We start from the raw sequence: 24,894 nt of genomic DNA, 5'->3' as shown, positions 1-24,894 counted from the left end.
TGGCTGAGCCCTCATATCGGTTGAAAAGGTATAAATCGAACGATTTGTACCTCTTTAAACTAATCAAAGCGCGTGAGCGAACTTATCAGGGAAGAGTAAAGCAAGGCGGGAGGTACGAAAAAGAGAAAGAGAGAATCCTCGCCCTGCCGCACATCGGCTCCGCAACGCACGAAACGCGCTACACCATGGCGGCCTGCGCGGTGGATAACCTGATTACGGCGCTGACGGGCGAAGTGAAAGAGAACTTCGTGAACCCACAGTTGCTCTAATCAGAGCCGTTCAGAAAAATAGGGGCAGCTCACAGAATGGACATTCTGTAAGAGAATTAGCATACGATGCATAAAGCCCACACAATTTGTAGGATAAATAAAACTTTCACTGACAAGTGGAGGATTAAATTATGTTTAATAACCAATATGTGCAGTCCCCTTTTGTGCAGGACAGCTACAGGTTCACTGATAAATGAGGCCAGGTCGAAAAGAGGGAAGATTATGGCTTATTTATTGTTAGCGCTGGCAGCTATTTTCTGGGGAGGTAACTATGTTGCCGGTCATATTCTGGTTCAATACATCAATCCTTATGCGCTGAGCCTTATCCGCTGGGGCCTCACGACGTTGCTGATGTTTTGTCTGTACTGGAAATCAGTTAAAAAAGAGTGGGGGTTTCTGGTTGAGCATACTGGAATGAACGCGCTGTATGCATTTCTTGGACAGGTTTCTTTTCCATTGAGTCTGTATGTCGGGTTGCAATACACCAGCGCCCTCAATGCCGCTATTTATATCTCAAGCACGCCTTGTATTGTACTGCTGATAAACGCACTGTTCTTCCGGGAAAAAATCTCTGCGAGAAACATGGCTGGCGTATTCATCAGCACGGCAGGGGTAATTTATCTGGCTATTTCTAATGTCGGGGAGGGTGGCGGTTTTTCACGCTTCGGGATTGGCGATATCCTGACCATTATCTCGGCGCTTAGCTGGGCCTTTTACTGTGCGCTGCTACGCCTGAAGGACCGACGGATTACAAACACTGCTTTTGTCGGATTCAGCTCATTGCTTGGCACAATAATTCTGATCCCGATTTATCTCCTGTACGTGACCTTATCGGGCAATCACTCAGTCTTCGTGTCAACGCCGTCACTGCTACCGGCACTGGGTGCGCTCTATCTGGTTATCTTTCCCTCATGGCTGTCCTACGTCTTCTGGAACAAAGGTGTTTCGATGATCGGCACGACACGCAGTGAGATCTTCACACATTTGATTCCGCTGTCAGGGGGGCTACTGAGTATTCTTTTACTTGGAGACAAATTACATTTCTACCACATCGTTTCGCTGGTGCTTATCATAGCCGGGATCGCATGCTGTTCGGTACGCCAGGTTAAAACAGCGATTGCGATAGCCGATAAAAAAGGATGAACCCGAGCAGTTCATCCCTTCGGTATTCCTGGCGCTGGCCCAGCGCGCGCACTTCGGCTTCAGCATGCCGAATCTGTACAATGCCCGCCGTCATCACAAAGAGGCGGAAGAGCGCTTATCCGCCCTACCCTACAACCTTAAGCCATAACAAGTTTATGCAGCTTTGACACATCAACTGATTTCTGTGCCTCTGCAAGACTGAACGCATTTTGCAGCTTCATCCATACCTCAGCGGAACTGCCGATGACGACGGCCAGCTTCACCGCCATTTCAGGCGTTAAAGCGGCTTTCTGCGTTAATAAACGGCTGGCTGTCGAAGGGGCAATATCCATCGCTCGGGCAAACTCACGCAGGCTGACGTTAAGTTCATCAAGCGCTTCCTGAATAATGACTCCGGGATGCGGGGGATTTTTCATTTTCATTAGTGATAGTCCTCGTAATTTAAGATCCAGGCATCTCCTTCGTAAAACTCAAAGGTGATACGCCAGTTCCCGGAAACGGTGACGGACCAGAGATTTTCTCGATCTCCCTTCAGAGCATGCAGCCGATACCCAGGCATATCGATATCAGCTATCTTTTCAGCTGCATCAATCACGGCAAGTCGAGTATGCAGGCGAGGCACATGCTCCCAGGGTAACCCCTGCGACTGATGCTCAAGAAACAGCTTTCTTAGTCCCTTATGCTTAAAACTTCTGATCATCCCGTAATCCCGTTCCCTCAAGAGGAACAATAGCATCAATGTTTCGTCACACGCAACATCGATTCGTTGAAAAGTTCACAGAAGATAGGGTGAGGTGAAGCGTTTGAAAACGAGAGGAAAAGAAGTACTCGAGTGGGCTCGCAAAAAGAAAATTTATAGAAAAAATAAAGGGATGAACCCGTGCGGTTCATCCCTTCGGTATTTGCTGGGGCTGGATCAGAAGTCGGTCTTTGAAAAACCGGTCATCTCTTCAAGATCCATTTCGCGGCCCAGCGCCGTCATCGGGTGAACGATAACCAGTCCGCGCACGGCTTTTTTCAGCTTGCCCATGTCCGCCTGCTCTTTTTTGGTAATCGGGCGCTTGTACGGCATCGCCATCAGCTTCTGGGCTTCTTTGCTCAGCTTCTGGTTACGCACCGCCTGCAGACGCACGATTTCAATTTCCAGCTTCGCCTTCTCTTTTTCCATCTCGGCGTACTTTTCCGCATCGTTGATCAGATGCAGCTCCGGCATCTCGTGGCGGATCAGGTCCAGACGGTCGCTAAGGCGTTTAATTTCTGCTTTTTCGATTTCTTTCATTTTAATTAACCGTGAATAAGTTGCTTGCTGGCAAGGATACACCATTAGCGCTTTGAGGGCGAAAAGGGACTGGGAGGATTATTTCTTCTGGAAGGCTTTTTTCAAGCTGATCCGGGAGATCAGCTCGGTCAGGGAGAGCACCATGGTCGAGCGGACGATCTGCTGGTAGCGCTGGCGCTGCATGGCCTGCAGCTCGGGATCGTCGCCGTCGATGAACGTCGGTGCAGGGGGAAGCGCCGCAACGCAGTGCAGTTCGCCAAACGGGCCGAGAATTTCGTCGTCGGTGAAATTGTAGTCGTTGCCGTCGTGGTTCAGCTCTTCGCGCAGCGCCATCAGCAGCTCGCAGTCTTCGTACTCGGCGCGGTTCATCACCCCCAGCCCGTAGATAAGCTTCATGCGCACGGAGAGATCGCCCAGCGGGCCATCGCCGTCCAGCAGCGGCTCCACGGCGTACTTCACCGCATAGTCGTCTTTACGAAATACCTGAAGCACCAGGATATTGACCGCCTCGGTGAGAAGCTCGACGGCGGCAATCAGCAGGCTTCTGACGGTTTTGCCGGCATTCAGACGCTCAAGCACTCGGTTTTCAAAGGCCTGTGTTTCTTCCATCTTTGCCTGCATCACTGAATTTTAGTATTGGGCGCGGCTGGCCGCGCCCGTTCTCCATTACGCCTTAGCGTTATAAGCCTTCACCGCCTGCGCCACGACGTCGCTGCCTGCATCCAGACCGGATACCTGCGCAAGGGTCGCCTGCGGGCCATTTTCTGCCAGCAGCGCCACCAGCTCCTGGGCCTGCGGATCTTCTTCGCTGCGGTAGTGCATGGCTGCCGCAATCCCTTCAATCAGGTTCGCGTGCGGCAGGCCGTATTCAAGCGTGCCCAGCAGCGGTTTGATCAGACGGTCGCCCGCGCTTAATTTACGCAGCGGCTGACGGCCCACGCGCTCCACATCATCTTTCAGATACGGGTTTTCGAAACGGCCAAGGATTTTCTGGATGTAGGCTGCGTGCTTGTCGGCGTCGAAGCCGTAGCGCTTAATCAGCACCGCACCGCTTTCATCCATTGCCCCTTTCACGACGGCGCGGATTTTCTCATCCAGAATCGCATCGCGAATGGTCTGGTGACCGGCCAGCTGGCCGAGGTAGGCGGTTATAGCATGCCCGGTATTCAGCGTGAAGAGCTTACGCTCCACAAACGCCATAAGATTATCAGTAAGTTCCATGCCAGGAATGTCTGGTAGCTCACCTTTAAACTGGGTTTTATCGACAATCCACTCGCTGAAGGTTTCTACCGTGACTTCCAGCGGATCGTTGGTGGCGGAAGCGGACGGCGGCACGATGCGGTCAACGGCGGAATCCACGAAGCCGACGTGCTGCTCAACCCAGGCCTGGTCGTCCGCGGACAGGGCTTTCATGACGTGGGCTTTTAGCTGGGAGGTGCCGCGCACCATGTTTTCACAGGCGATGATATTCAGCGGCTTGGCGTTGCCGTTGGTACGGCGCAGCACCAGCCCTTTCGCCACGGCTGGCGCGATGCGCTCCAGCACCACGGGACCCACGGCTGTTGTCACCAGGTCAACTTCAGCGATCAGGTTGACGACGTCGTCACCGATGCTGCTGACGGCATTCACGTTGGAGACGGTATCGACCTGCTCGTTTTCACCCACCACGTGGACCTGGTAGCCGTTGCGCGCGTTCAGCGCGTCCAGCACAACCTGGTTTACGTCAGCGAAAGTCAGCTGAATGCCCGCGTCCGCCAGCAGTTTGCCGATAAAGCCGCGTCCGATGTTACCTGCGCCAAAATGTAATGCTTTCATGTGCTTCACCTTCTTAAATTTGCATCACCCGAGAGGGCTGGGGTGAAAGGCCATTGTTTAACGACCCTCACCCTAACCCTCTCCCGTACGGGAGAGGGAATATTACCGAGTTTGCTTTTCCCCCTCGCCCCTCCGGGGAGAGGGTCGGGGTGAGGGGCAAGCCCTTACTTCTTACCGGCCAGCAGGTCGAGGACTTCCTGCACGCTGGTGGTGTGCGCCAGACGCTCAATCACCGACTCATCATCCAGCGCGTTGGTCAGGCTGGTGATCACCTGGATGTGTTCGTTGTTGCGCGCGGCGATACCGATAACCAGACGGGCAATGTCGTCAGGCTCTTCGCCGAAGTGAACGCCCGCAGGGTACTGGCAGAACACGACGCCGGTTTTCAGCACGCGGTCCTTCGCTTCAACGGTGCCGTGCGGAACCGCGATGCCTTCGCCCAGATAAGTCGGGGTCAGTTTTTCACGCTCGAACATCGCATCCACATACTCTGGCTGGACGTAGCCGCCGTTCACCAGCTGCTCACCGGCAAAGCGAATGGCTTCTTCTTTGCTGGAGGCGGTCAGGCCGAGGAACACGTTGCCGGCGCCCAGGCGGAACAGCCCTTCTTCGCTTGGCACGAAGCTGTCTTCCAGGCTGCTCATCACCTTCACTTCTTTCTCGCTCAGGTTATGGGAAGCCACCAGACGTTCGGTCAGGTTGGCGTACAGGCTGCTGTCCAGGAAGTTGGTCAGGGAGATGTGCTGCGCCTGCGGCACCTGGCGCATAGCGCGCTCGGTCAGGTCGCGGTGCGTAATCACCAGGTCCACGTCGTCCGGCAGGCTGTTGATGGCACAGTTGGTCACGGAGATATTTTTCAGGCCCGCGTCGTTCACTTTCTTACGCAGCACGCCTGCACCCATTGCGCTTGAACCCATACCGGCGTCGCAGGCAACGATGATTTTACGGACGTGGCTCAGGTCGTTGGACAGGCCAGCGCCTACCGCCAGCGGCGCTGCGCCACCTTTGGATTCTGCTTTCATTTCAGCCATACGGCGAGCCGCGGCTTCGATGTCGTCTTCTTCTTTCACCTTGCTGGTTTTCAGCAGGATGGCAGAGACGATGAAGGAAACGACAGTTGCCGCAACGATCGCTGCGATGTTAGCGAAGTACGCACCTTTTGGCGTCATCGCCAGAATCGCCAGGATAGAGCCCGGAGAGGCCGGAGAAACCAGACCGCCGTTCAGCAGGGTCAGGGTGAACACGCCGGTCATACCGCCGAGGATAACGGCCAGGATCAGACGTGGATTCATCAGCACGTATGGGAAGTAAATTTCGTGGATACCGCCCAGGAAGTGGATGATTGCCGCGCCGCCCGCAGACTGCTTAGCGTTACCGCGACCGAAGAACATGTACGCCAGCAGCACGCCCATACCCGGACCCGGGTTGGCTTCAATCAGGAAGAAGATTGATTTGCCCAGCTCGTGGGACTGCTGAATGCCCAGCGGCGAGAAGATACCGTGGTTAATCGCGTTGTTCAGGAAGAGGATTTTCGCCGGTTCTACGAAGATAGAGGCCAGCGGCAGCATGTCATGGACAACCATGAAGTTAACGCCCGCTGCCAGCACTTTGGAAAGCACTTCAACCGCAGGGCCGATACCCATGAACGCCAGAATCGCCAGGATCATCCCGATGATGCCGGCGGAGAAGTTGTTCACCAGCATTTCAAAGCCGGATTTGATCTTGCCGTCGACCCAGGCGTCGAAGTGTTTAATCGCCCAGCCGCCCAGAGGACCGGCAATCATCGCGCCGAGGAACATCGGCATGTCCGCACCGACGATAACGCCCATGGTTGTGATAGCACCGACCACGCCACCGCGGTCACCGCCGATTAAGCGGCCACCGGTATAGCCGATCAGCAGCGGCAGCAGATAGGTGATCATTGGGCCTACCAGCTTCGCCAGCGTCTCGCTTGGCAGCCAGCCGGTAGGAATAAATAACGCTGTGATAATACCCCAGGCAATAAACGCGCCGATGTTCGGCATTACCATGTTGCTGAGGAAACGACCAAAGCTTTGCACCTTGATCTTGATATCGGATGACATACGCACACCCCTTGTTGTGTTTACGCGCTGGGAACAGCCCGAGGTTTATTGTTTAGTTAACGTGGCGGCGCAAGCCAGCCAGATGCTCTTAGTGAGGCGAATCTGGCACTGAATCGTTAAGCTGTCCAGAGGACGGGAATTAGTGTGATGCAGATCACCAATAATCGGGGTGAGGTGGGCATAGGTTAGTGATATTCGTCACATATTGGCAGTGTAAAAATAATACAGTGATAATCTTTTAACCGCTTCCGGGGTATATTTGTGACTTAAATCACATTTCATCTTTGCGTGTTTGTTATTTCTTTGTGATGCATATCACAAAGTATTTTAACCGGATTTTTCTTAGTGTGATCCAGTGCAGGTTGCATGGGGGAGATAGTTGCGGGTTGTAACTTTATTACAGCGAAGCCGTGGGCTGGCATGTCGGATGGCGCTGGCGCTTATCCAACCTACAAATACTAACCGCCAGTACATGACCTGCGGACTGCGGGCCTTTGTGGACTACATCAAATCGCCGTTGCCCGTAATCTGATCCATACTTACCCAACGCTTATAAAAAATGGACGATGTAATGAAACTGATCGGCAATTACACCAGCCCGTACGTGCGCAAAATCTCCGTGATCCTGCTGGAAAAAGGCATTACCTTCGAGTTCGTGAATGATAATCCGTGGGTTGCGGACAGCCACACGCCGCAGTACAACCCGCTGGGGAAAGTCCCCGCGCTGGTGACCGCCGACGGCGAATACTGGTTCGACTCACCGGTGATTGCGGAGTACCTCGAGCTTCTGGATATCGCTCCGGCGCTGATCCCTCGCGAACCCGTAGAGGCCCTGAAAATGCGCCAGCTGGAAGCGCTTGCCGACGGCATTATGGACGCGGCCCTGGTTTCCGTGCGCGAACAGCAGCGCCCTCCCGCCCAGCAGTCCGAAACCGAACTGCTGCGCCAGCGGGAAAAAATCAGCCGTGGGCTGGACATGCTGGAGGCTTACGCCGGTGACAAAACCCTGACGGCTGAACCCCTCACCGTTGCCAGCATCGCCGTCGCCTGCGCGGTGGGCTACCTGAATTTCCGCCGCGTTTCGCCCGGCTGGTGCGTAAACCGCCCGCATCTGGTGAAGCTGGTCGAAGAGCTGTTCAGCCGCGAAAGTTTTGCCCGCACCGAACCGCCAACGGCATGATCTCCCTCTATGACAGGGGGTTAACTCCCCCTGTAAACTAACGCCTCTTTTCTCAACGCAACGGCTTGCCCATGACTTCCCAACGCTCCCTGTACAGCCAGCTTCCGGCAACAGACCGCCTGCTGCGCGACGCCTCTTTCAGCACGCTGCTTGAAGAGTTCGGCCATACCCGCGTGGTCAGCACGCTGCGCGACATGCTTGATGATGCCCGCGAGCACATCCGGTCGCAGGAGACGCTGCCCGGCTGGAACGCTGACTGGGCAACGGCGGCGAAGGCGAAGCTTGAGGCGAGCCAGCGCAGCGCCCTGCTGCCGGTGTTTAACCTGACGGGCACCGTGCTGCACACCAACCTGGGCCGCGCCCTGCAGGCCGAAGCCGCCGTAGAGGCCGTCACCCAGGTTATGCGCTCCCCCATTACGCTTGAATACGATCTGGACGGCGCGTCCCGCGGCCACCGCGACCGGGCGCTGGCGGATTTGCTCTGCGAACTGACTGGCGCGGAAGATGCCTGCATCGTCAATAACAACGCGGCGGCGGTGCTGCTGATGCTGGCGGCCTGCGCGGACGGCGGCGAAGTGGTTGTCTCGCGCGGGGAACTGGTCGAAATTGGCGGCGCGTTCCGCATTCCCGACGTGATGCGCCAGGCGGGCTGCCGGCTGGTGGAAGTCGGCACCACTAACCGCACCCATCTGAAAGACTATCGCCAGGCCGCAGCCAGCGGCAGCGTGGCGCTATTGATGAAGGTCCATACCAGCAATTACCAGATTGAAGGCTTCACCAAAGCGGTGAGCGAGGCCGAGCTGGCGGAGCTTGGGCACGAGCTGGATATTCCGGTGGTGACGGATCTGGGCAGCGGCTCGCTGGTGGATCTCAGCCAGTGGGGGCTGCCGCCGGAGCCGATGCCAAAACAGCTCATCGAGGCGGGCGTCAGCCTGGTGAGCTTCTCCGGGGATAAGCTGCTCGGCGGCCCGCAGGCGGGGATTATCGTCGGCAAAAAAGAGATGATAGCCCGCATTCAGCAGCATCCGCTCAAACGCGCCCTGCGCGCGGACAAAATGACGCTGGCGGCGCTCGAAGCCACGCTGCGTCTGTACCAGCACCCGGAAACGCTGGTTGAGCGGTTGCCAACCCTGCGCCTGCTAACCCGCAGCGCCGCAGACATCAGCGAACAGGCTCAGCGCCTGGCCCCGGCGCTGCAAACACGCTTTAGCGAGCGATTCGACGTGCGCGTCGAACCGTGTTTATCCCAGATTGGCAGCGGCTCGCTCCCCGTCGACAGGCTGCCCAGCGCGGCAATAACCTTCACGCCGAAAGACGGCCGCGGCACCACGCTTGGAGAACTGACGCAGCATCTGCGCACCCTGCCGAAGCCGGTAATTGGCCGCATCAGCGACGGTCGCCTGTGGCTGGATTTACGCTGCCTGGAAGACGAAGCCAGCCTTATGGAGATGCTGAGCCAATGATTATCGCCACCGCCGGACACGTCGACCACGGCAAAACCACCCTCTTACAGGCCCTGACCGGGGTTAACGCCGACCGCCTGCCGGAAGAGAAAAAGCGCGGCATGACCATCGACCTCGGCTATGCCTACTGGCCGCAGCCGGACGGCCGGATAATCGGCTTTATCGACGTGCCGGGACACGAAAAATTCCTCGCGAATATGCTGGCGGGCGTCGGCGGCATCGACCATGCGCTGCTGGTTGTCGCCTGCGACGACGGGGTAATGGCGCAAACTCGCGAGCATCTGGCCATTCTTCAGCTGACCGGCAGGCCGACAATGACGGTTGCGTTGACCAAAGCCGACCGCGTGAGCGAATCGCGCGTTGAAGAGGTGCGGGAAGAGATCAAAACCCTGCTTGGCGAGGTAGCCGTATTTGTGACGGCGGCAGCCAGCGGCCAGGGCATAGAAGCGCTGCGCGAGCATATTCAGCAGCTTGCCGAACGCCCGCACCCGACAGCCCATCGCTTCCGCCTGGCGATAGACCGTGCCTTTACGGTGAAGGGCGCAGGCCTGGTCGTGACGGGAACGGCGCTGAGCGGCGAAGTTAAAATTGGTGATTCGCTGTGGCTGACCGGCGCGGAGAAACCCATGCGCGTTCGTGGCCTGCATGCGCAGAATCAGGCAACAGAACACGCCTTCGCCGGGCAGCGCATCGCACTGAACATTGCGGGCGATGCGGAAAAAGCTGATATCAGCCGTGGCGACTGGCTGCTGGCGGAAAAGCCGTTGCAGCCTGCTGAGCGAGTCATCGTCAAGCTGCAAACCCTTGCCCCGCTCACCCAGTGGCAGCCGCTGCATATCCACCACGCCGCAAGCCACGTTACCGGCCGCGTGTCGCTGCTGGAAGGGGATCTGGCGGAAATCGTGCTGGACGTGCCGCTGTGGCTGGCGGACAACGACCGGCTCGTCCTGCGAGATATCAGCGCCCGCACTACGCTTGCCGGGGCGCGCACCCTTCTGCTACATGCGCCACGCCGGGGTAAGCGCCAGCCTGCGTATCTTGAATGGCTGCACCAGCTTGAGCAGGCGGAAGATGACCAGCAGGCGCTGGAAATAGCATTGCAGCGCGGAGCCGTCTCTGTGAGCACCTTCGCCTGGGCGCGCCAGCTCACCGCCAGCGGCATTAAGGCGCTGCTGGACGGCAAAAATTATATTCAGGCCGCAGACAGCCTGCTCAGCAACGAGGTCGCCGCCCGCTGGCAGCAGAAGCTCCTCGCTACGCTTGCGCGCTACCACCAGCAGCACGACGACCAGCCGGGCCCGGGCCGCGAACGCCTGCGCCGCATGGCCTTACCCGGCGAAGACGAGCCGCTGGTGCTGGCGATTATCGAGAAAATGCGTCGTGAAGGGGCGGTAGTCAGCCGTCAGGGCTGGCTGCATCTGCCGGACCACAATCCGGGCTTTTCAGCGGAGCAGCAGGCGCTGTGGGAGCAAATCGACGCCCTGTTTGGCGATGAGCCGTGGTGGGTTCGCGACCTGGCCGCGCAGACGAAGCAGGATGAGCAGACGATCCGCCAGCTCATGCGCTTTGCGGCGCAGCTCGGCCTGGTGACGGCGATCTTAAAAGATCGGTATTACCGCAACGATCGGATCCAGGCGTTTGCCAGGCTGATCCGCGAAATGGATCAAACCCAGGGCACAACCAGCGCCGCCGATTTCCGCGACCAGCTGGGCATCGGCCGCAAGCTGGCGGTGCAAATCCTCGAGTATTTCGACCGGATTGGGTTTACGCGCCGCCGCGGGAACGACCATCTGCTGCGGGATCGTGCATTATTTGAGGAATGAACCGGTGGATGGCGCTAACGCTTATCCACCCTACACGATCCGTAGAAACGTAGGTCGGATAAGCGAAGCGCCATCCGGCAAAATCACCCAGTTCCGTAGGTAGGATAAGCGCAGCGCCATCCGGCAAAACCATCCGGCTCCGTAGGTCGGATAAGCGAAGCGCCATCAGACAAAAGCTCGTTATTTCTGCCGCGCCAGCCACACCGCGCCCAGCATCCCCGCCTTGTTGCCGAGCTTGCACGGGCGAATCGGCACCTTCAGCACATCCCAGAACTTAAAGCCTTCCAGGTGGCGCTCCAGCATCGGATAGAGCATCTGCTGGGTGCTCACGCCGCCGCCGAGCAAAATTGCCTGCGGATCGAAGAGCGACACCACGCTGTAAATCCCGCGCGCCAGGTACTTCACCCAGTTATCAATCACGCCCTGAATGTGTAAATCCGTCTCGGCGCGGGCAAAAATATCCTGGCCGTGGATTTTCTCGTCTGCCGGAATATTCATCTCTCTGCGGCAGGCGTCCATCAGCCCTTTGGCCGAGGCCAGCTGGTGCATATCCTCACCGTACTGCCCCACCGGCAGCACGCCAAACTCCCCGGCCCGGTAGTGCGAGCCGCGCATCAGCTCGCGGTTGACGATAATCCCGCCGCCGATGCCGGTGCCGATGGTGATGCACACCATCGAATCATATTCATTCCCCGACCCGAGCCACATCTCGCCGAGCGCCGCGCAGTTGGCGTCATTCTCTATCGTCAGCGGCAAATCGGTCAGCTCGCCGAAAATCTCCAGCAGGTTGCAGCCGTCGAGGAAGGTTAACGCCCCGGCCTTGGGGACGCTGCCGGTATGGGGATTGATGTAGCCGGGAAAACTGATGGCGATACCGGCGATTTCATTATGCTGCCGATACCCCGCCACCACGCTCTGCCAGGCCTCCAGAAACGGCTGGAGCTCGTTGTGGGTATCGTATGACTCGGTGATCAGCGCCTCCCCCTCTTCGGTAAATAAACCATGTTTTACATGGGTACCGCCTACGTCGAAACTGATAAACAGGCGCATGAACAATCCTTTTGCGAAACGGTAAAAAGGTAATCTTAAAGTATGTATCAAATCATTCAGGTTGCTGGTCGAATCCTCCGAATCACGGAAATTTTTATCCGTGAGCCGTGTCGTAAAGCCTTCAAACAGTGGCGAAGAAACCACCACCGCCGTCTACCCTTGAAGGAGTAACCACCACAGGAGACCACCATGACCAACAATCCTCCCGATACCCGAATCATCCCCGGCGAGTATGGCTTTCCGCTTAAGTTAAAACCGCGTTACGACAACTTTATCGGCGGCCAGTGGGTCGCTCCGGTGGGGGGCGAATATTATGAAAACCTCACTCCGGTCACCGGCCAGCCGCTGTGCGAAATCGCCAGCTCCGGCAAAGGCGATATCGACCTCGCGCTCGACGCTGCCCACGAGGCGAAAGCGGGCTGGGGCGCTATGTCGGTTCAGGAGCGCGCCAACATCCTGCTGAAAATCGCCGACCGCATGGAGCAGAATATCGATCTGCTTGCCGCCGCCGAAACCTGGGATAACGGCAAGCCAATCCGCGAAACGACGGCCGCTGACGTGCCGCTCGCCGTGGACCATTTCCGCTATTTTGCCTCCTGTATTCGCGCACAAGAGGGCGGGATCAGCGAAGTTGACGGCGATACCGTGGCGTACCACTTCCACGAGCCGCTGGGCGTCGTCGCGCAGATCATCCCGTGGAACTTCCCGCTGCTGATGGCGAGCTGGAAGATGGCCCCGGCGCTGGCGGCGGGCAACTGCATCGTGCTCAAACCGGCACGCCTTACCCCGCTTTCCGTGCTGCTGCTGATGGAGCTGGTGGGCGATCTGCTGCCGCCGGGCGTCATCAACGTGGTCAACGGCGCGGGGGGTGAAATCGGCGAATATCTGGCTACCTCCAAACGCATCGCCAAAGTGGCGTTCACCGGCTCTACCGAAGTCGGCCAGCAAATCATGCAGTACGCGACCCAGAATATTATTCCGGTGACGCTGGAGCTGGGCGGCAAATCCCCGAACATCTTCTTTGAAGACGTGATGGATGAAGAGGATGCCTTCTTCGACAAGGCGCTGGAGGGCTTCGCGCTGTTTGCCTTCAACCAGGGCGAAGTCTGCACCTGCCCGAGCCGTGCGCTGGTGCAGGAGTCCATTTACGAACGCTTTATGGAGCGCGCGATCCGCCGCGTGGAGTCCATCCGCAGCGGTAACCCGCTGGATGCCCGCACGCAGATGGGCGCGCAGGTTTCCCAGGGCCAGATGGAAACCATCCTCAACTATATCGATATCGGTAAGAAAGAGGGGGCGGACGTTCTGACGGGCGGACGCCGAAAAGCGCTGGAAGGCGATCTGCAAGCGGGCTATTACCTGGAGCCGACCATCCTGTTTGGGAAAAACAACATGCGGGTATTCCAGGAGGAGATTTTCGGGCCGGTGCTCGCCGTCACCACCTTCAAAACCATGGAAGAGGCGCTGGAGCTGGCGAACGACACGGAATATGGCCTGGGCGCGGGCGTCTGGAGCCGCAACGGCAACGTGGCCTACAAAATGGGACGCGGCATTCAGGCGGGACGCGTCTGGACCAACTGCTACCACGCCTACCCGGCCCACGCCGCGTTCGGCGGTTACAAGCAGTCGGGCATCGGCCGTGAAACCCACAAAATGATGCTCGAGCACTATCAGCAAACAAAATGCCTGCTGGTGAGCTACTCCGATAAGCCGCTTGGGCTGTTTTGATTAATCAGGGTGGATGGCGCTGGCGCTTATCCACCTACAACCCAGGCGCTTCTGTTCCTGAACCGCAAAAACAAAAAAGCCCGATGTAGGCACATCGGGCAACGGACAATAATAAAGCTATTTTTTTAATGCTACATCAACGAACTTTAGTACAAGCAAATGAGGCAGTATTCGCTCTTACTTCTGGCCGGAGATCTCTACCACTACGCGGCGATCTGGTGCCAGGCAGGTGACGAGCTGGGAGTGTGGCATGTTGTCGTCACAGTTGTTGCCGGTGACGGATTCACTTTCACCACGGCCATCAACAGAAACGTTCTGAGCTGGCATACCTGCTGCAATCAGCGCATCCGCTACGGACTGAGCGCGGTCTGCGGACAGCTGCTGGTTGTAGTTTTCGGAACCGATACGGTCGGTGTAACCCACAACGGTGGTGTTGTTGTTCTTAGCAGCCTGCATTTCCGGGCTGTTGTACAGCTGGGTAATTGCAGCCTGGCCTTCCGGAGACAGGGTGGCTGAGTTGTAGCCGAACAGCACGTCAGACTTCAGGTTGAACGTCTGCACTTCTGGTGCCGCAGGCGCCGCTGCAACAACTGGTGCTACGTCATCGTGCTGACCGAAACGGTAGACCAGACCTGCGGATACGGAGCTAACGTCTGCGCTTGCGCCGATCTGGTTGGAGTTACCTACGTTAGCAACCCACTGGTATTCCAGACGGCCAGCCCACGCTTTGGTGAACGCGTATTCAGTACCCACTGCTGCCAGCGGACGAACGCCAACTTCCATTTTGCTGTGACCAGCGGTGTTGGTTTCAGCACGGTAGCCCATTGCACCGCCACGCAGGTAGAGATCCCATGCGTCGGTCAGCGCGTAGCTGCCTTTCAGGGAAAGCTGCAGGCCCTGGGTTTCAAGCTTGGAGCCCAGCACGTCGTTGTTGCCGTGAATGTCCATGTTGCCCAGGTAGTCGTAGCCACCTTCAATCGCTAACCAGTCGGTGATCTGATAGCCACCGAACACGCCGCCGCTAACGTTGTCTTTATCAAAATCAAAGTCGGTTGCGCTGCCAGTCTGATCGTTGAAGTTGTCACCGCTCACGTCGAAGTAATGGGACCAGCCCACTTTCGCACCGCCGTACCAGGTGTTAGCGTCTGCTGCTGCAAAAGCGTTAGAAGCCGCGAAGGCGTTTACCACCAGTAATGCTACAAGAGTCTTTTTCATGTTATTCCCTGAATTTTTCACATTTTGAAGCGGCGCTTCAGAACTTATTTGCCAAAGTATTGTCGGTAAATAATATTGTGAATACCTCAGGAAAAGAAACGTTAATCAATTTATTTTTAAACAACAAGCTTTTGACATATCAGACATCGCATTGAATGACTAAAATGTTTCAGGCAGATCGTTAACGCTAATTAAATAGCCGCCTCTTTTTGTTTCAATATATTTAGCTTCTTTAAGAGCGAACACCATATTTAATACGCTGCTGCGAGACAGGTGAGTTCGGTCCTGAATGTATTCGAGAATAGACGTGCGCATTCTGGTCTCTTCAGGAAGCTGAATCATCTCCATGAGATGGTTACGAATGACCGAATAGGTTCGCTGCTGAACCACCAGCGCATCACGATAAAGCAGATAGGTGGTGAAATAGGCCATCATGATGGCAACATCCTGCCACAGATTTTTCTCGGTGATGATTTTCATCGCCTCCTGCGCGTCCACCCTGAATATTTTAGACTCGGTTTCGACACGCAGATGCTGCCATTGCAGCGGTTGCAGGCCTTCGCCAATGCCAAAAATATGGGGGTCGTAGGCGGTGCCAATGACCAGGCCATCTTCCAGACGCAGGACGGAAAGCTCCCCTTCCAGGAAGAGATAAAACTGCGGCTGCCCTTTGTAATCCCAGTGCAGGCGCTTACGGGGTGGCACGTTGAGCTCGGTGCTAATCGGCAGCAGGACGTTGATCAGGCGAGCGATAGAATCATCCGGTCGAACAGGTACAGAAACAGTCACAGGCAATCCTCAAAAATTTAGTTACATTTTCTGGTAATTATAGCCGACTATGTAAAAAGCGATCGGTTACTTATTATTGCAAAGCAAACCAGCGGAGAAAAGTTTATTTCTAAACGAATCAGGAGGATTTTGAATTTAGCAGATTAATTATCATACCGGATAGTACCATAATGGACTTGACTATTCCGGTGACGCCACATTCGACGCACAATATTAAAAAAGATGGATAACCTACAGTGGTAATAATTATCATGGCTGCGGAGTTATATTGCCTGCGGGGGATTTTACCGCCAGGCCCCCGATAAAGGAACCCGGCAGAAAATTTTTTAACGAGCGTCGACCCAGATCCGCATCTCCCCTTCCCCACGGTTCGCCCAGCTAAACCACGGAATAAAGATTAGTTTCTGCGGCGCAGCGCTGACCGGCGGTTTGTCGTAATAATAAAGCGGCTGCTCTTCGGCCTCGTCAGCCATCATCCGCAGCCCTTCGGCCTGAATTAATACTTTATGGGCAAAGATCCCTTTCCCCTGAATAAGGGTAAATTCGTTGTCGTCCGGCAGCACCAGGTTGTGCAGTTCCGTGCCGTTATCCGCCTCTTCCAGGCAGTAAACCAGCGGCCCGCGCTGCACGGCTACTTTACCAGCCACGTGGCGCAGCAGAGGATTGCCGTACACCCGGCGCACCGGCATTGGCAGCGTCAGCGCAATGCGGTCCCCTTCCTGCCAGCTACGTTTGATGTGCAAGTAGCCTTTACGGATCTCGCCTTCGCACGGCTCCCCGTTAAGCATCACGCGAGGGCTGGCGCACCAGTCCGGCAGACGCAGCGCCAGAGTATGCTGCACGCTTTCCGGTGAGGTGACGGTTATGTCCACCTGCTCATGCCACGGATAGTTGCCGCTGATTTTCAGGCCCAGCGTCTTGTCGCCCACCGGCACAGCCATTTCGTTGCCAACGTAGAGATGCACATACAGGGCATCCGGCTGCGGGGTGTAGATATAGTGGCCCAGCGAGGTCAGCACGCGGGCGATGTTCGGCGGGCAGCAGGCGCAGCCAAACCAGCGCTGGCGCACCGGCTTCACGTGATCGTAGATATGGTTAAACGCCAGCGTTTTAGGATGCACTTCAAGGGGATTCACGTAGAAGAAGTGTTTGCCATCCAGCGCCATGCCTCCCAGCACAGTGTTGTATAAGGCCCGTTCCATGACGTCGGCAAAGCGGCTGTCCGCTTCCATTTGCAGCATGCGGCGAGCGAACATCATCAGGCCAATGGAGGCGCAGCTTTCGGCGTACACGGTGTCGTTAGGCAGGTCGTAATCGGCGCTGAACGCCTCGCCGCTGCTCTGGGAGCCAATGCCGCCGGTGATGTACATCTGCTTCTGCACCATGTTGTCCCACAGGCGCAGACAGGTTTGACGCTTCTCCTCATCCTTATGCAGCCGCGCCAGGTGCGCCACGCCCGCCATCAGGTAGACAAAGCGCACCGCGTGGCCGATGGCCGTTTGCTGAAGCGCCAGCGGCTCGTGCGCCTGGCTGTAGGCCTTATCTTTCACCATCCACGCCGGGCCGTGAATATTCCAGTACGAGGTGCGCCCCCGTTTTTCATATTCGCTGTCGTAGAAATGCGGCGCAGCGCCACGCTCTTCAACAAAGTAGTTCGCCAGATTCAGGTAGCGCGGATTCTCCGTCACCTCGTACAGACGCATCAGCGCCAGCTCGATTTCCGGGTGGCCCGGATAGCCGTGGATCTGGTTTTCGCCAGGCCCAAACACACTGTCGATGTGGTCGGCAAAGCGGCACACTACGTCCAGCAGGCGGCGCTTGCCGGTCGCCTGGAAGAACGCCACGCCCGCCTCAATCATATGCCCGGCGCAGTACAGCTCGTGGCATTCGGCCAGGTTCGTCCAGCGCAGCTCCGGCTCTTTGACGGTGAAATATGTGTTGAGATAGCCATCCTCACACTGCGCGGCCTCCACCAGTTCGATGACCTCGTCGGCGGTTTTCTCAAGCTCCGCATCCGGCTTCTGGCACAGCGACCAGGCCACCGCTTCCAGCCACTTGGCCACGTCGCTGTCCTGGAACACCATGCCGTAGAACTCGCCGTCTTTGCGCCCTGCCGCGATCTCGAAGTTTTCGATGGCGTGGCTCGGGTCGGCCTCCTCTATCCGGTCGTTGAGCGCATCCCACTGATAGGGGATCACCACGTCGCGCACCAGGCGCTGATACTCTCCCAAAAATGCGTCGGTCACTTTCAGCTGGTGCAGGTCAACTTCCTGTAAAACATCTGGCTGGTTCATAACAACTCCTCAGGCGTTCTGGACGTGGCGCTGGCGTAAATCGGTGCTGATACGCGCCATCATAGGGTTATTCAGTCGGCAGCGGCGAATCGCCAGCGCCAGTGACAGGTGGAAGGCAGCCGGTAGCAGGCTTTCCAGAGCGGTAATGCCGGAAAGCGATGCGGCCGTCTGGTGCTCAAGCCCTGGCTTATAGGCGACAAAAATAAACACCAGGCTGAGAATACCCGCGCTGGCGGCCCAGGCGAGCTTGATGAAGAACAGGTTAAAGGCGAAGTTCATGCCGGACGAGCGCACGCCGGTTTTCCATTCGCCGTAGTCATCGGCAAAGGCCATGATGGAAAAGTGCAGCGGCAGCGTGAAGCCCAGAATAATGCCGTTGCCAAGGATCACCACCAGCCACAAGGTCTGGTGCGCAGGCCCGGCGGGCAGCAGCCACATCCCGACCGCCAGCGCCGCCAGCACCAGGTTGGTGTAGTAATAGAGTTTGACCGTATCAAAGCGCTTTGAGAGCGGGCTGACGATAATGGCCCCCAGAATCGAGGCGAAGGTCACCATGGTGAAAAACAGCGAGGCAAAGGTCGCGCTGCCCTGCAGGACATAGGTGATGAAGTACATGTAGCCGCCGCCCCGGAGATTAAAGACGTTAATCAGCAGGAACGACATCACCAGGCTCAGCAGCAGCTGGTCGTTTTTGCGCAGGCCCGCCAGGTGCTCACGCAGGGTGAACTTGCCCATCAGCGCCAGCGGCACCCGCTCGCGGACCCAGAAGAAGCAGCAGAGGAACATCACCACCGCCACGGCGCAAAGAATGCCAACGCCCGCCTGGTAGCCCTTCGCCGCGTTGCCCTGGCCGATGACCTCCACCAGCCACGGCAGGCCGACGGAGACTAAAAAGCCCGCCACGCCGCACAGCACAAAGCGCCAGGACTGACAGGCGATGACCTCATCGTGACGCGTAGTCATGGTGTTGATCAGCGCGCAGTACGGCACGTTAATCGCGGTATAGCCCACGGAGAGCAGAAGATAGGTGCCGAACGCCCAGAGGATTTTCATGTTGGCGCTGAGATCGGGCACGGTGAAGGTCAGCACGCCAATGATGCCAATCGGCACCGCCACCCACAGCTGCCACGGGCGAAAACGCCCCCAGCGGCTCTGGGTACGGTCGGCAATAATCCCCATCAGCGGATCGGAAATCGCGTCGAAAACGCGCAGGGCGATAAATAACGTTCCGACAATCGCCGGGGTTAAACCAAACACATCGGTATAGAAAAAAGTCAGGAAGTTCATGATCAGGCAGGTTATTACCGTGCCGCCCGCATCACCCAGCCCGTAGCCTATTTTCTCGCGAATCGAAAGTTTGTCGTTTACGGCCGATGGAGCAATATCAGTAGTATTAATAGGGGTAGAGGTCATGATTTACGCCTCGTATCATCGGATTAAAGAACCTGGAATTGTTATTTTGTCTTTTGCAAAGTACGCGATTAATTCTGCACGCTATTTCCCCGGCAACAAGGCGAGGGAAAAGTATAAAAAGGTGACGATTCCGACCTGAGCGGAAAACTGTGAAGAAGATCGACAAACCGGCCCCAGGGCCTGCCAGCACCGCACAATTTATCTACACTGCCTGATAAACAAGTAATGAGAAAATACCTAAATGTTTGATTTAAAAATCTCTTTACCGGTAAGCGTGCAAAACGGCGGGCTGTTTATATCGCGAGGCGTGGGGAGCCATCCGGCACGGGAGCTGGATTCGTGGGAGCTGATATTCGTGGAAAAAGGGACGCTTACGATCAAAGAGGAGACAACTACGTTCGTCGTCGGTGCCGGGGAAAGTTTATTACTCTGGCCCTACCGTAAACATGTTGGGGTGGGCAATTTTCCTGAAGATTTAAAATTTTACTGGCTCCATTTCGAGAAGCATCCACAAATCAGCCAGCCGGGCGAATTACCCGCGTCGTTATTATCCTTACCGCAGCATGGAAAAGTACGCGACCCGCAATATGTTATCTCGTTATTTCGCCAGTTTTTAAACGAGCAGGAAGCGATGCGCCGAAGCGCGGCGCTGGAATTAATTTTACTGTTGATTATGCAGCAGCTTTCCGTCGCCGCGGGCGAGCTGCCCATCACGGAAAACAGCGGAATTGCCCTGGCGTACAAAGCCCGGCAGCTTATTCGCACCCAGTACCATTTGAGCCTCTCCACCTCTGCGCTTGCCGCACAGCTGCACTGCAACGCAGATTACCTGGGCCGCGTTTACCGCCGGGCGTTTCACCTGACGATTACGGAAGCCATTCATCGCCAGCGGGTATTAAGCGCGGAGAAGCTGCTGCTGACGGATTCGTGTTCGCTAAGTGAAGTGGCGGAGCGCTGCGGATTTCAGGACGTGGGCTATTTCCGGCAAATCTTCCGCAAAGCAGTGGGCCTGACGCCCGCCGCCTGGAAGCGGAGATACTGCAAGGAGCATATTAATTCGGATTAGCGGCGAGCATTGTTATTCACGGTTTTCTCTGGTGTGCCATACCCTCAGAATATGAACGATTTCATCTTTAAGTTCGTAACGAAGTTCATAGTTACCAAGGATTAACCGGCGAACCTCCCGGGGTTCGAACTCAGATAAGTACGCTCCCGATTGCGGGTTCGTCACCAGATTAACAGGCGCACTGACTAACGTTTGTACCACGCGCTCCGCTGCGGGTTGGTTAACGCTAATCAGGAATTCATAAACCCTGTTTAAATCCTCAATGGCTGGTTCCGTCCAGACAAAACGCATCGTTACCCCTTAGCTTTTGGCACCGGCAAAGGCGAATCGCTGCCAAGACTGTTCGCCCATTTCAGCACGTCGTTATGATCGACTACCCGCCCTTCGTCCACGGCCTGTAAAGCTTCCAGCGTCATAGCGTGACGGCTTTCTTCCTGCTCAATAATGGCCGCCAGGGCTTGTTTAACAATCCAGCCGCGTGAACGATCGTAGCTGGCAGCAAGTTCGTCAATTCTCTCAGCCATTTCAACTGGAATGTGGGCTGTGATAACACGGGTTGGTGATGGTTTCATATTGTCCGTCCTGAGTGATTAGAATCTAATCATAGTGAATCAACATGATTAAAACAACGGCGGCGCGAGCCGCCGGTGCAGGTACTTCAGCATTACGACTTATTTGCGCTCATAGGTCGCAATGATCTTGCTGTACTGGTAAGACTCGTCGCCCACGTAGGTGCACTGGAACAGATTAGACTGGTCTTTATCCAGATAGCACATCTCGGTGCCCTGATTATAGTCACGAGTAGCATCCCAGCCTGACAGCATGCCCACGTTATATTTGCGAGCCAGCTCAACAACGGCCTGCTGATCGGCCAGCGAGAAGGTGATGCCTGTGTCGTTCACGCCGAACATTGGGGTGATCCCCAGGCGGCGCCAGACCATTTCTTTCGTCCAGTGGGTAAAGATGTCGGCAATTTGCTGATGCATGGCCTCAACGGAGATGGTCACCGCTTCAAGCGTGGTATCTGCCGGATATTCCACGCCGAAATCCATCGACATGGCGTTGAACATGGAAGGATTCAGACCAGCATCATGGACCATCTGAACAATAGCCACGCCGTCACCGGTCAGCCCCTGAGTGCCCTCGGATTTCTGGCCATCAACGGGCAAGGTGAAGGAGATCTGCAGGTCAGGATTGTTTCTTTGTACTTCGACCATGGCGGCAATCAGCACGCGCAGCATTTCGGTATTCGGTACTGCGCCACCTTCAATATCGAAGTCAATGTGGTTGACCTGGTAGTTATCCAGAACGCCCTGATAAAGGGCAGCAAGCTTGCTGATGTCGGTAATATACTCCTCCAGGAAGTTGGAGTTGGCACCGCCGAAGGAGATAGCAACGTCACCGCCCGCAGCGCGGAACGCGGCGATATCGCCTTTGCAATAATCGCTGACGGTTGCATCAGCATTATAAAAACCGGCGTCAGGATTATTGGCGTCGGCGATACTGGTTTGTCCGCCCCAGCACGGTTTGTAGTCAGGCTCACCTACCCCTTCATTCATATCAGCGGCGGCCAGGAAGCCAAGGGTATAGCCTTTCAGACCGGAAGCCGCACCATAAACGCTGACCTGTGGCGTCGGCCATGCGGTGTAATCCACAAACGGCGCATGCATCAGGCTATATGCACCGGCATCCGGCAGGGCTGCGGTAGTGGAAACAACCAGCGCAGGCGAGAAAGCGGAATAGTTTTGGGAAAGGTCAAAAGCACGAACCTTAACCTGATATTCAGTGCTCTCCTGCAGATGTTGCAGAATGATGCTTGTTGTCATTGAGGTGAAAGTCGTTTCGCCCTCAGCGTTCGCCGGTGACAGCTCAAGCTCATAGCCGCTCAGCATAACGTCATCGGTGGAGGCATCCCAGGCCAGGGTAAGCGTCACGGAACCTTTAGCCACCGCGTGGAGATTTTTGGGCTGTGAAGGTGGCTGGGTATCAGGAATGAGATCTGCCGCCTCGCCGTTAACCTTGAAATTATGAGGCAGATTAACGAATTTGCCTGAGCCATTGGCAGAGACGTTCATATCGAAGAGCATCACGCCCTGCGCCGGTACGACGGCTGCGCCATCGATCATTTTCCCCTTAACCGGGGTGGTATTTTTTTCTACTCTAAAGCCCTGATTCGCGCTGAAAGTCTGGTTTACATCGGCTAAAAACTCAATTTCCGCCCCCACCAGGTCTTCATCCGTCAGGTTGAAAACTTCGAAGTAGCAGGTGCGGGACCAGTCCGCTTCGCTTCCCCATTTACAGGTCACCATATATTTCTGAGCTGCGTTCGCCATTTTATTGCCTCTTATCGTTTCATTACGGGGAGCCTTCCCCGAGTGGGTAGATTGAGCGCGTCCCTTTGTATTTTTTAAAAGGTACGTCGCTGGAGAGGCAGTATTCAGGCTTCAGAAAGGCGGGGATAATCAAAAGAAGTGATGTTAGCTAAAAGAGATTTTTTATTAACAACCGGCTGATAATAAAAGAATTAAATCTTAAAAATGATAATTGTAACTGCCACAAAAGTTGCGTTTATGCCGGGTTTACCTTAACCCGCGCCAGAATCTTTCGCGGAAAGCGCCATCCTGCTCTCATGACACAACTATCAGTTTCTATCAGCAGGCCACCGGTATGATGTTCAGCTGGCTCAAACTCAATGCGCTGTACGATTTTTGATCATATTTTATTAGCTAAATTCCGGGCAAGCCAATATATTAGCTTTTATCAGCCCCAACGGTATTCAACATAAAAATTCAGTTTAATAAATCTTATTGATTACGAAGGTTAGCACTCCTGGTCGCGTAAAATCCCTTTTCTGAGGAGGAGCGTATGCTTAACGGGTTTATAATTAATAATAATATGCTCTTTGACAGTGAGCAGTTCACCCTCTATGCGTTACATAAAGGAAAGATAGCCACTCTCTCCGGCACTAAGGGCCGCTGCATGCTGTGCTTACTAAGCCATCACCATAATAATGAAATATCCACAAAAAAAGCGTTGTTTTATGATATATGGGAAAAGCATGGGCTTTTTTCAACCGATAGTTGCCTGCTGCAAACTGTTTATTCTTTGCGTAAAGACCTCAATCAAATTGGGCTGACCTCCTTTGTGACCACGCAGCCACGCCTCGGCTATAGCATTAGTCCTTCTTATTATATTCAGCAAGCAAATGATGAGGCGTCGGCGATCTGGTACAGTGAAGACGGTTTGCCCCTGGAATCGCGGCGGGAAGAAAGCGAACAAACTGATTTGACCGTATTCAGTAGCGCGATAAACGTCTTTAAATCAGCAATAAACACTGGGGCAAGCTAGCTGCTCTGGTATTTGTCCTGGCCGCGTTCTGCTTAACCTTTGCAACGCGAACGAGTACGCCCGTACACAACACCGATCCCACGGGGGTGAATATGGTCGTTGCAAATACCTTCCCGCCACTGAAAAGAAATATTCTGGAATGTTATTGTAAGCCGGATAAGCACAGTTCAAAAATCATTCATCAATATCTGTTTCGCCGCTGTGTCTGTATGGATACGCATGCTTACTCTCCATTACCACCTAAGTAAATCATCAGGTACTGCGGTTGAATAAATTAATAAATCTCAGAACATATTAATCTGGGATCTTTTGATTATTTCCCTCAGCAAATCAGAGACAAGGTAAAGGGGTCGACAGGGAGACAAGCTTCTTCCCTGTATTAACTAACAAAGTATTTATTCTGAAGATAACCATGAGCAACGTATTCGCAGGTAAAAACTTCTGGTTGTTGGCGGCACAAGCGGAGTTGGTTATGTCGTCGCTGCCGCCGCAGAAGGCGTGACACTGGAAAAACTGGAAATTAGAACCACGGGTAATTTAGATTTGCGCGGTTTTATGGGGCTTGATAGCGAAGTGAAACCGGGTTATGACAAAATTAACTACACGATTAACGTGAAAGGCGATGGTACTGTTGAGCAGTTTGAGCGTATTCACCAGGTGGTGATCGCAACCTCGCCAAACCGCTGGAATCTGGCGAACAATATTGAAGTGCAAGGCGATCAGATTGTTGGCTAAGCGAATATTTTGAATGTAGCAGGGCGGATAAGTGCACAGTTTATCCGCTTTTTAGTATCCCGCCTGAATAGCCAAGTAAGCACATGGCTTGTTCCCCATTGATTAACACAACGTGTTGTTAAAAATATCCGCTTCTGGCTGTGAGTTGCCCCAGAGGGAATTACGGCTTGCGGGCGGTTAAATGGCAGTAGGTAACCGGA

General features: G+C 55.2%; 22 protein-coding genes and 2 pseudogenes. 10 read left to right on the top strand and 14 right to left on the bottom strand.

Annotated features, from left to right (window positions below):
- Window positions 1-134: 134 nt before the first annotated feature.
- From AAE045_RS14415 to AAE045_RS14405, 3 genes and pseudogenes are all read left to right on the top strand, one after another.
- Window positions 135-269, top strand: a pseudogene (locus AAE045_RS14415) (bifunctional glyoxylate/hydroxypyruvate reductase B); the annotation flags it as partial.
- Between the two features lie 222 nt (window positions 270-491).
- Window positions 492-1,412: a DMT family transporter gene (locus AAE045_RS14410; protein WP_455548322.1), complete on the top strand. Its 921-nt coding sequence runs from the start codon at window positions 492-494 to the stop codon at window positions 1,410-1,412.
- A 28-nt stretch (window positions 1,413-1,440) separates the two neighbouring features.
- Window positions 1,441-1,536 (top strand): annotated as a pseudogene (locus AAE045_RS14405) (hypothetical protein); the annotation flags it as partial.
- Between the two features lie 13 nt (window positions 1,537-1,549).
- Here AAE045_RS14405 and AAE045_RS14400 read toward each other — a convergent pair.
- The 6 genes from AAE045_RS14400 to AAE045_RS14375 all read right to left on the bottom strand — a co-directional run bounded on the left by AAE045_RS14400 (window position 1,550) and on the right by AAE045_RS14375 (window position 6,590).
- Window positions 1,550-1,834, bottom strand: coding sequence for a HigA family addiction module antitoxin (locus AAE045_RS14400; RefSeq protein ID WP_202305157.1), 285 nt, complete (start codon window positions 1,832-1,834; stop codon window positions 1,550-1,552).
- Entirely contained in the window at window positions 1,834-2,112 is a 279-nt protein-coding gene (locus tag AAE045_RS14395; protein ID WP_455548321.1) for a type II toxin-antitoxin system RelE/ParE family toxin, read from the bottom strand. Before AAE045_RS14395 ends, AAE045_RS14400 begins: the two co-directional genes overlap by 1 nt.
- Before the next feature lie 216 nt (window positions 2,113-2,328).
- The gene (locus AAE045_RS14390) at window positions 2,329-2,691 is read right to left on the bottom strand and encodes a YibL family ribosome-associated protein (RefSeq protein ID WP_202305164.1); all 363 of its coding nucleotides are present in this window, start codon (window positions 2,689-2,691) and stop codon (window positions 2,329-2,331) included.
- 78 nt (window positions 2,692-2,769) lie between these two features.
- The gene (mtlR, locus tag AAE045_RS14385) at window positions 2,770-3,312 is read right to left on the bottom strand and encodes a mannitol operon repressor MtlR (RefSeq protein ID WP_202305173.1); all 543 of its coding nucleotides are present in this window, start codon (window positions 3,310-3,312) and stop codon (window positions 2,770-2,772) included.
- A gap of 45 nt (window positions 3,313-3,357) precedes the next feature.
- Complete coding sequence (gene mtlD / locus AAE045_RS14380) at window positions 3,358-4,506, bottom strand: mannitol-1-phosphate 5-dehydrogenase (RefSeq protein WP_455548320.1); 1,149 nt, start codon at window positions 4,504-4,506, stop codon at window positions 3,358-3,360.
- Window positions 4,507-4,670: 164 nt separating this feature from the next.
- Window positions 4,671-6,590 carry a PTS mannitol transporter subunit IICBA gene (locus AAE045_RS14375; protein WP_455548319.1) on the bottom strand — a complete coding sequence of 640 codons (1,920 nt, stop codon included), beginning with the start codon at window positions 6,588-6,590 and terminating at the stop codon, window positions 4,671-4,673.
- 571 nt (window positions 6,591-7,161) lie between these two features.
- On the opposite strand from AAE045_RS14375, the gene AAE045_RS14370 reads away from it, so the two are divergent.
- From AAE045_RS14370 to selB, 3 genes are all read left to right on the top strand, one after another.
- Window positions 7,162-7,770, top strand: a complete 609-nt coding sequence (locus tag AAE045_RS14370; protein ID WP_202305183.1) for a glutathione S-transferase — start codon at window positions 7,162-7,164, stop codon at window positions 7,768-7,770.
- A 71-nt stretch (window positions 7,771-7,841) separates the two neighbouring features.
- Window positions 7,842-9,233, top strand: a complete 1,392-nt coding sequence (gene selA, locus AAE045_RS14365) for an L-seryl-tRNA(Sec) selenium transferase (RefSeq protein WP_455548318.1) — start codon at window positions 7,842-7,844, stop codon at window positions 9,231-9,233.
- Window positions 9,230-11,056 carry a selenocysteine-specific translation elongation factor gene (selB, locus tag AAE045_RS14360; RefSeq protein ID WP_455548317.1) on the top strand — a complete coding sequence of 609 codons (1,827 nt, stop codon included), beginning with the start codon at window positions 9,230-9,232 and terminating at the stop codon, window positions 11,054-11,056. Before selA ends, selB begins: the two co-directional genes overlap by 4 nt.
- A gap of 180 nt (window positions 11,057-11,236) precedes the next feature.
- Here the strand turns inward: selB and AAE045_RS14355 are convergent, their stop codons facing one another.
- Window positions 11,237-12,106: an ROK family protein gene (locus tag AAE045_RS14355; RefSeq protein ID WP_202308316.1), complete on the bottom strand. Its 870-nt coding sequence runs from the start codon at window positions 12,104-12,106 to the stop codon at window positions 11,237-11,239.
- A gap of 189 nt (window positions 12,107-12,295) precedes the next feature.
- On the opposite strand from AAE045_RS14355, the gene exaC reads away from it, so the two are divergent.
- On the top strand, window positions 12,296-13,834 hold the full coding sequence (exaC, locus tag AAE045_RS14350) for an acetaldehyde dehydrogenase ExaC (protein ID WP_455548316.1): 1,539 nt from the start codon (window positions 12,296-12,298) through the stop codon (window positions 13,832-13,834).
- A gap of 177 nt (window positions 13,835-14,011) precedes the next feature.
- On the opposite strand, the gene ompA is transcribed toward exaC, so the two are convergent.
- The 4 genes from ompA to AAE045_RS14330 form a co-directional block, all read right to left on the bottom strand.
- Window positions 14,012-15,049 carry a porin OmpA gene (ompA, locus tag AAE045_RS14345; protein ID WP_455548315.1) on the bottom strand — a complete coding sequence of 346 codons (1,038 nt, stop codon included), beginning with the start codon at window positions 15,047-15,049 and terminating at the stop codon, window positions 14,012-14,014.
- 159 nt (window positions 15,050-15,208) lie between these two features.
- Window positions 15,209-15,838, bottom strand: a complete 630-nt coding sequence (locus tag AAE045_RS14340) for a helix-turn-helix domain-containing protein (RefSeq protein WP_455548314.1) — start codon at window positions 15,836-15,838, stop codon at window positions 15,209-15,211.
- Window positions 15,839-16,164: 326 nt separating this feature from the next.
- Complete coding sequence (locus tag AAE045_RS14335; protein ID WP_455548313.1) at window positions 16,165-18,132, bottom strand: glycoside hydrolase family 127 protein; 1,968 nt, start codon at window positions 18,130-18,132, stop codon at window positions 16,165-16,167.
- Window positions 18,133-18,141: 9 nt separating this feature from the next.
- Window positions 18,142-19,545, bottom strand: a complete 1,404-nt coding sequence (locus AAE045_RS14330; protein WP_455548312.1) for an MFS transporter — start codon at window positions 19,543-19,545, stop codon at window positions 18,142-18,144.
- 241 nt (window positions 19,546-19,786) lie between these two features.
- On the opposite strand from AAE045_RS14330, the gene AAE045_RS14325 reads away from it, so the two are divergent.
- Complete coding sequence (locus AAE045_RS14325; protein ID WP_455548311.1) at window positions 19,787-20,611, top strand: helix-turn-helix domain-containing protein; 825 nt, start codon at window positions 19,787-19,789, stop codon at window positions 20,609-20,611.
- A gap of 12 nt (window positions 20,612-20,623) precedes the next feature.
- Here AAE045_RS14325 and AAE045_RS14320 read toward each other — a convergent pair whose 3' ends face one another.
- The 3 genes from AAE045_RS14320 to AAE045_RS14310 all read right to left on the bottom strand — a co-directional run bounded on the left by AAE045_RS14320 (window position 20,624) and on the right by AAE045_RS14310 (window position 22,944).
- Window positions 20,624-20,902, bottom strand: coding sequence for a type II toxin-antitoxin system RelE/ParE family toxin (locus AAE045_RS14320; RefSeq protein ID WP_455548310.1), 279 nt, complete (start codon window positions 20,900-20,902; stop codon window positions 20,624-20,626).
- Between the two features lie 2 nt (window positions 20,903-20,904).
- Entirely contained in the window at window positions 20,905-21,183 is a 279-nt protein-coding gene (locus tag AAE045_RS14315; protein ID WP_455548309.1) for a CopG family ribbon-helix-helix protein, read from the bottom strand.
- Window positions 21,184-21,282: 99 nt separating this feature from the next.
- Window positions 21,283-22,944: a fibronectin type III domain-containing protein gene (locus tag AAE045_RS14310; RefSeq protein ID WP_455548308.1), complete on the bottom strand. Its 1,662-nt coding sequence runs from the start codon at window positions 22,942-22,944 to the stop codon at window positions 21,283-21,285.
- A 532-nt stretch (window positions 22,945-23,476) separates the two neighbouring features.
- On the opposite strand from AAE045_RS14310, the gene AAE045_RS14305 reads away from it, so the two are divergent.
- Window positions 23,477-23,959: a helix-turn-helix domain-containing protein gene (locus AAE045_RS14305; RefSeq protein WP_455548307.1), complete on the top strand. Its 483-nt coding sequence runs from the start codon at window positions 23,477-23,479 to the stop codon at window positions 23,957-23,959.
- Between the two features lie 498 nt (window positions 23,960-24,457).
- Window positions 24,458-24,694: a hypothetical protein gene (locus AAE045_RS14300; RefSeq protein WP_455548306.1), complete on the top strand. Its 237-nt coding sequence runs from the start codon at window positions 24,458-24,460 to the stop codon at window positions 24,692-24,694.
- The last annotated feature ends 200 nt before the right edge of the window (window positions 24,695-24,894 follow it).

This window comes from Dryocola clanedunensis, assembly GCF_038405435.1.
Taxonomy (GTDB): Bacteria; Pseudomonadota; Gammaproteobacteria; order Enterobacterales; family Enterobacteriaceae; genus Dryocola; species Dryocola clanedunensis_A.
This window is presented reverse-complemented; position numbering and strand designations above follow the sequence as displayed.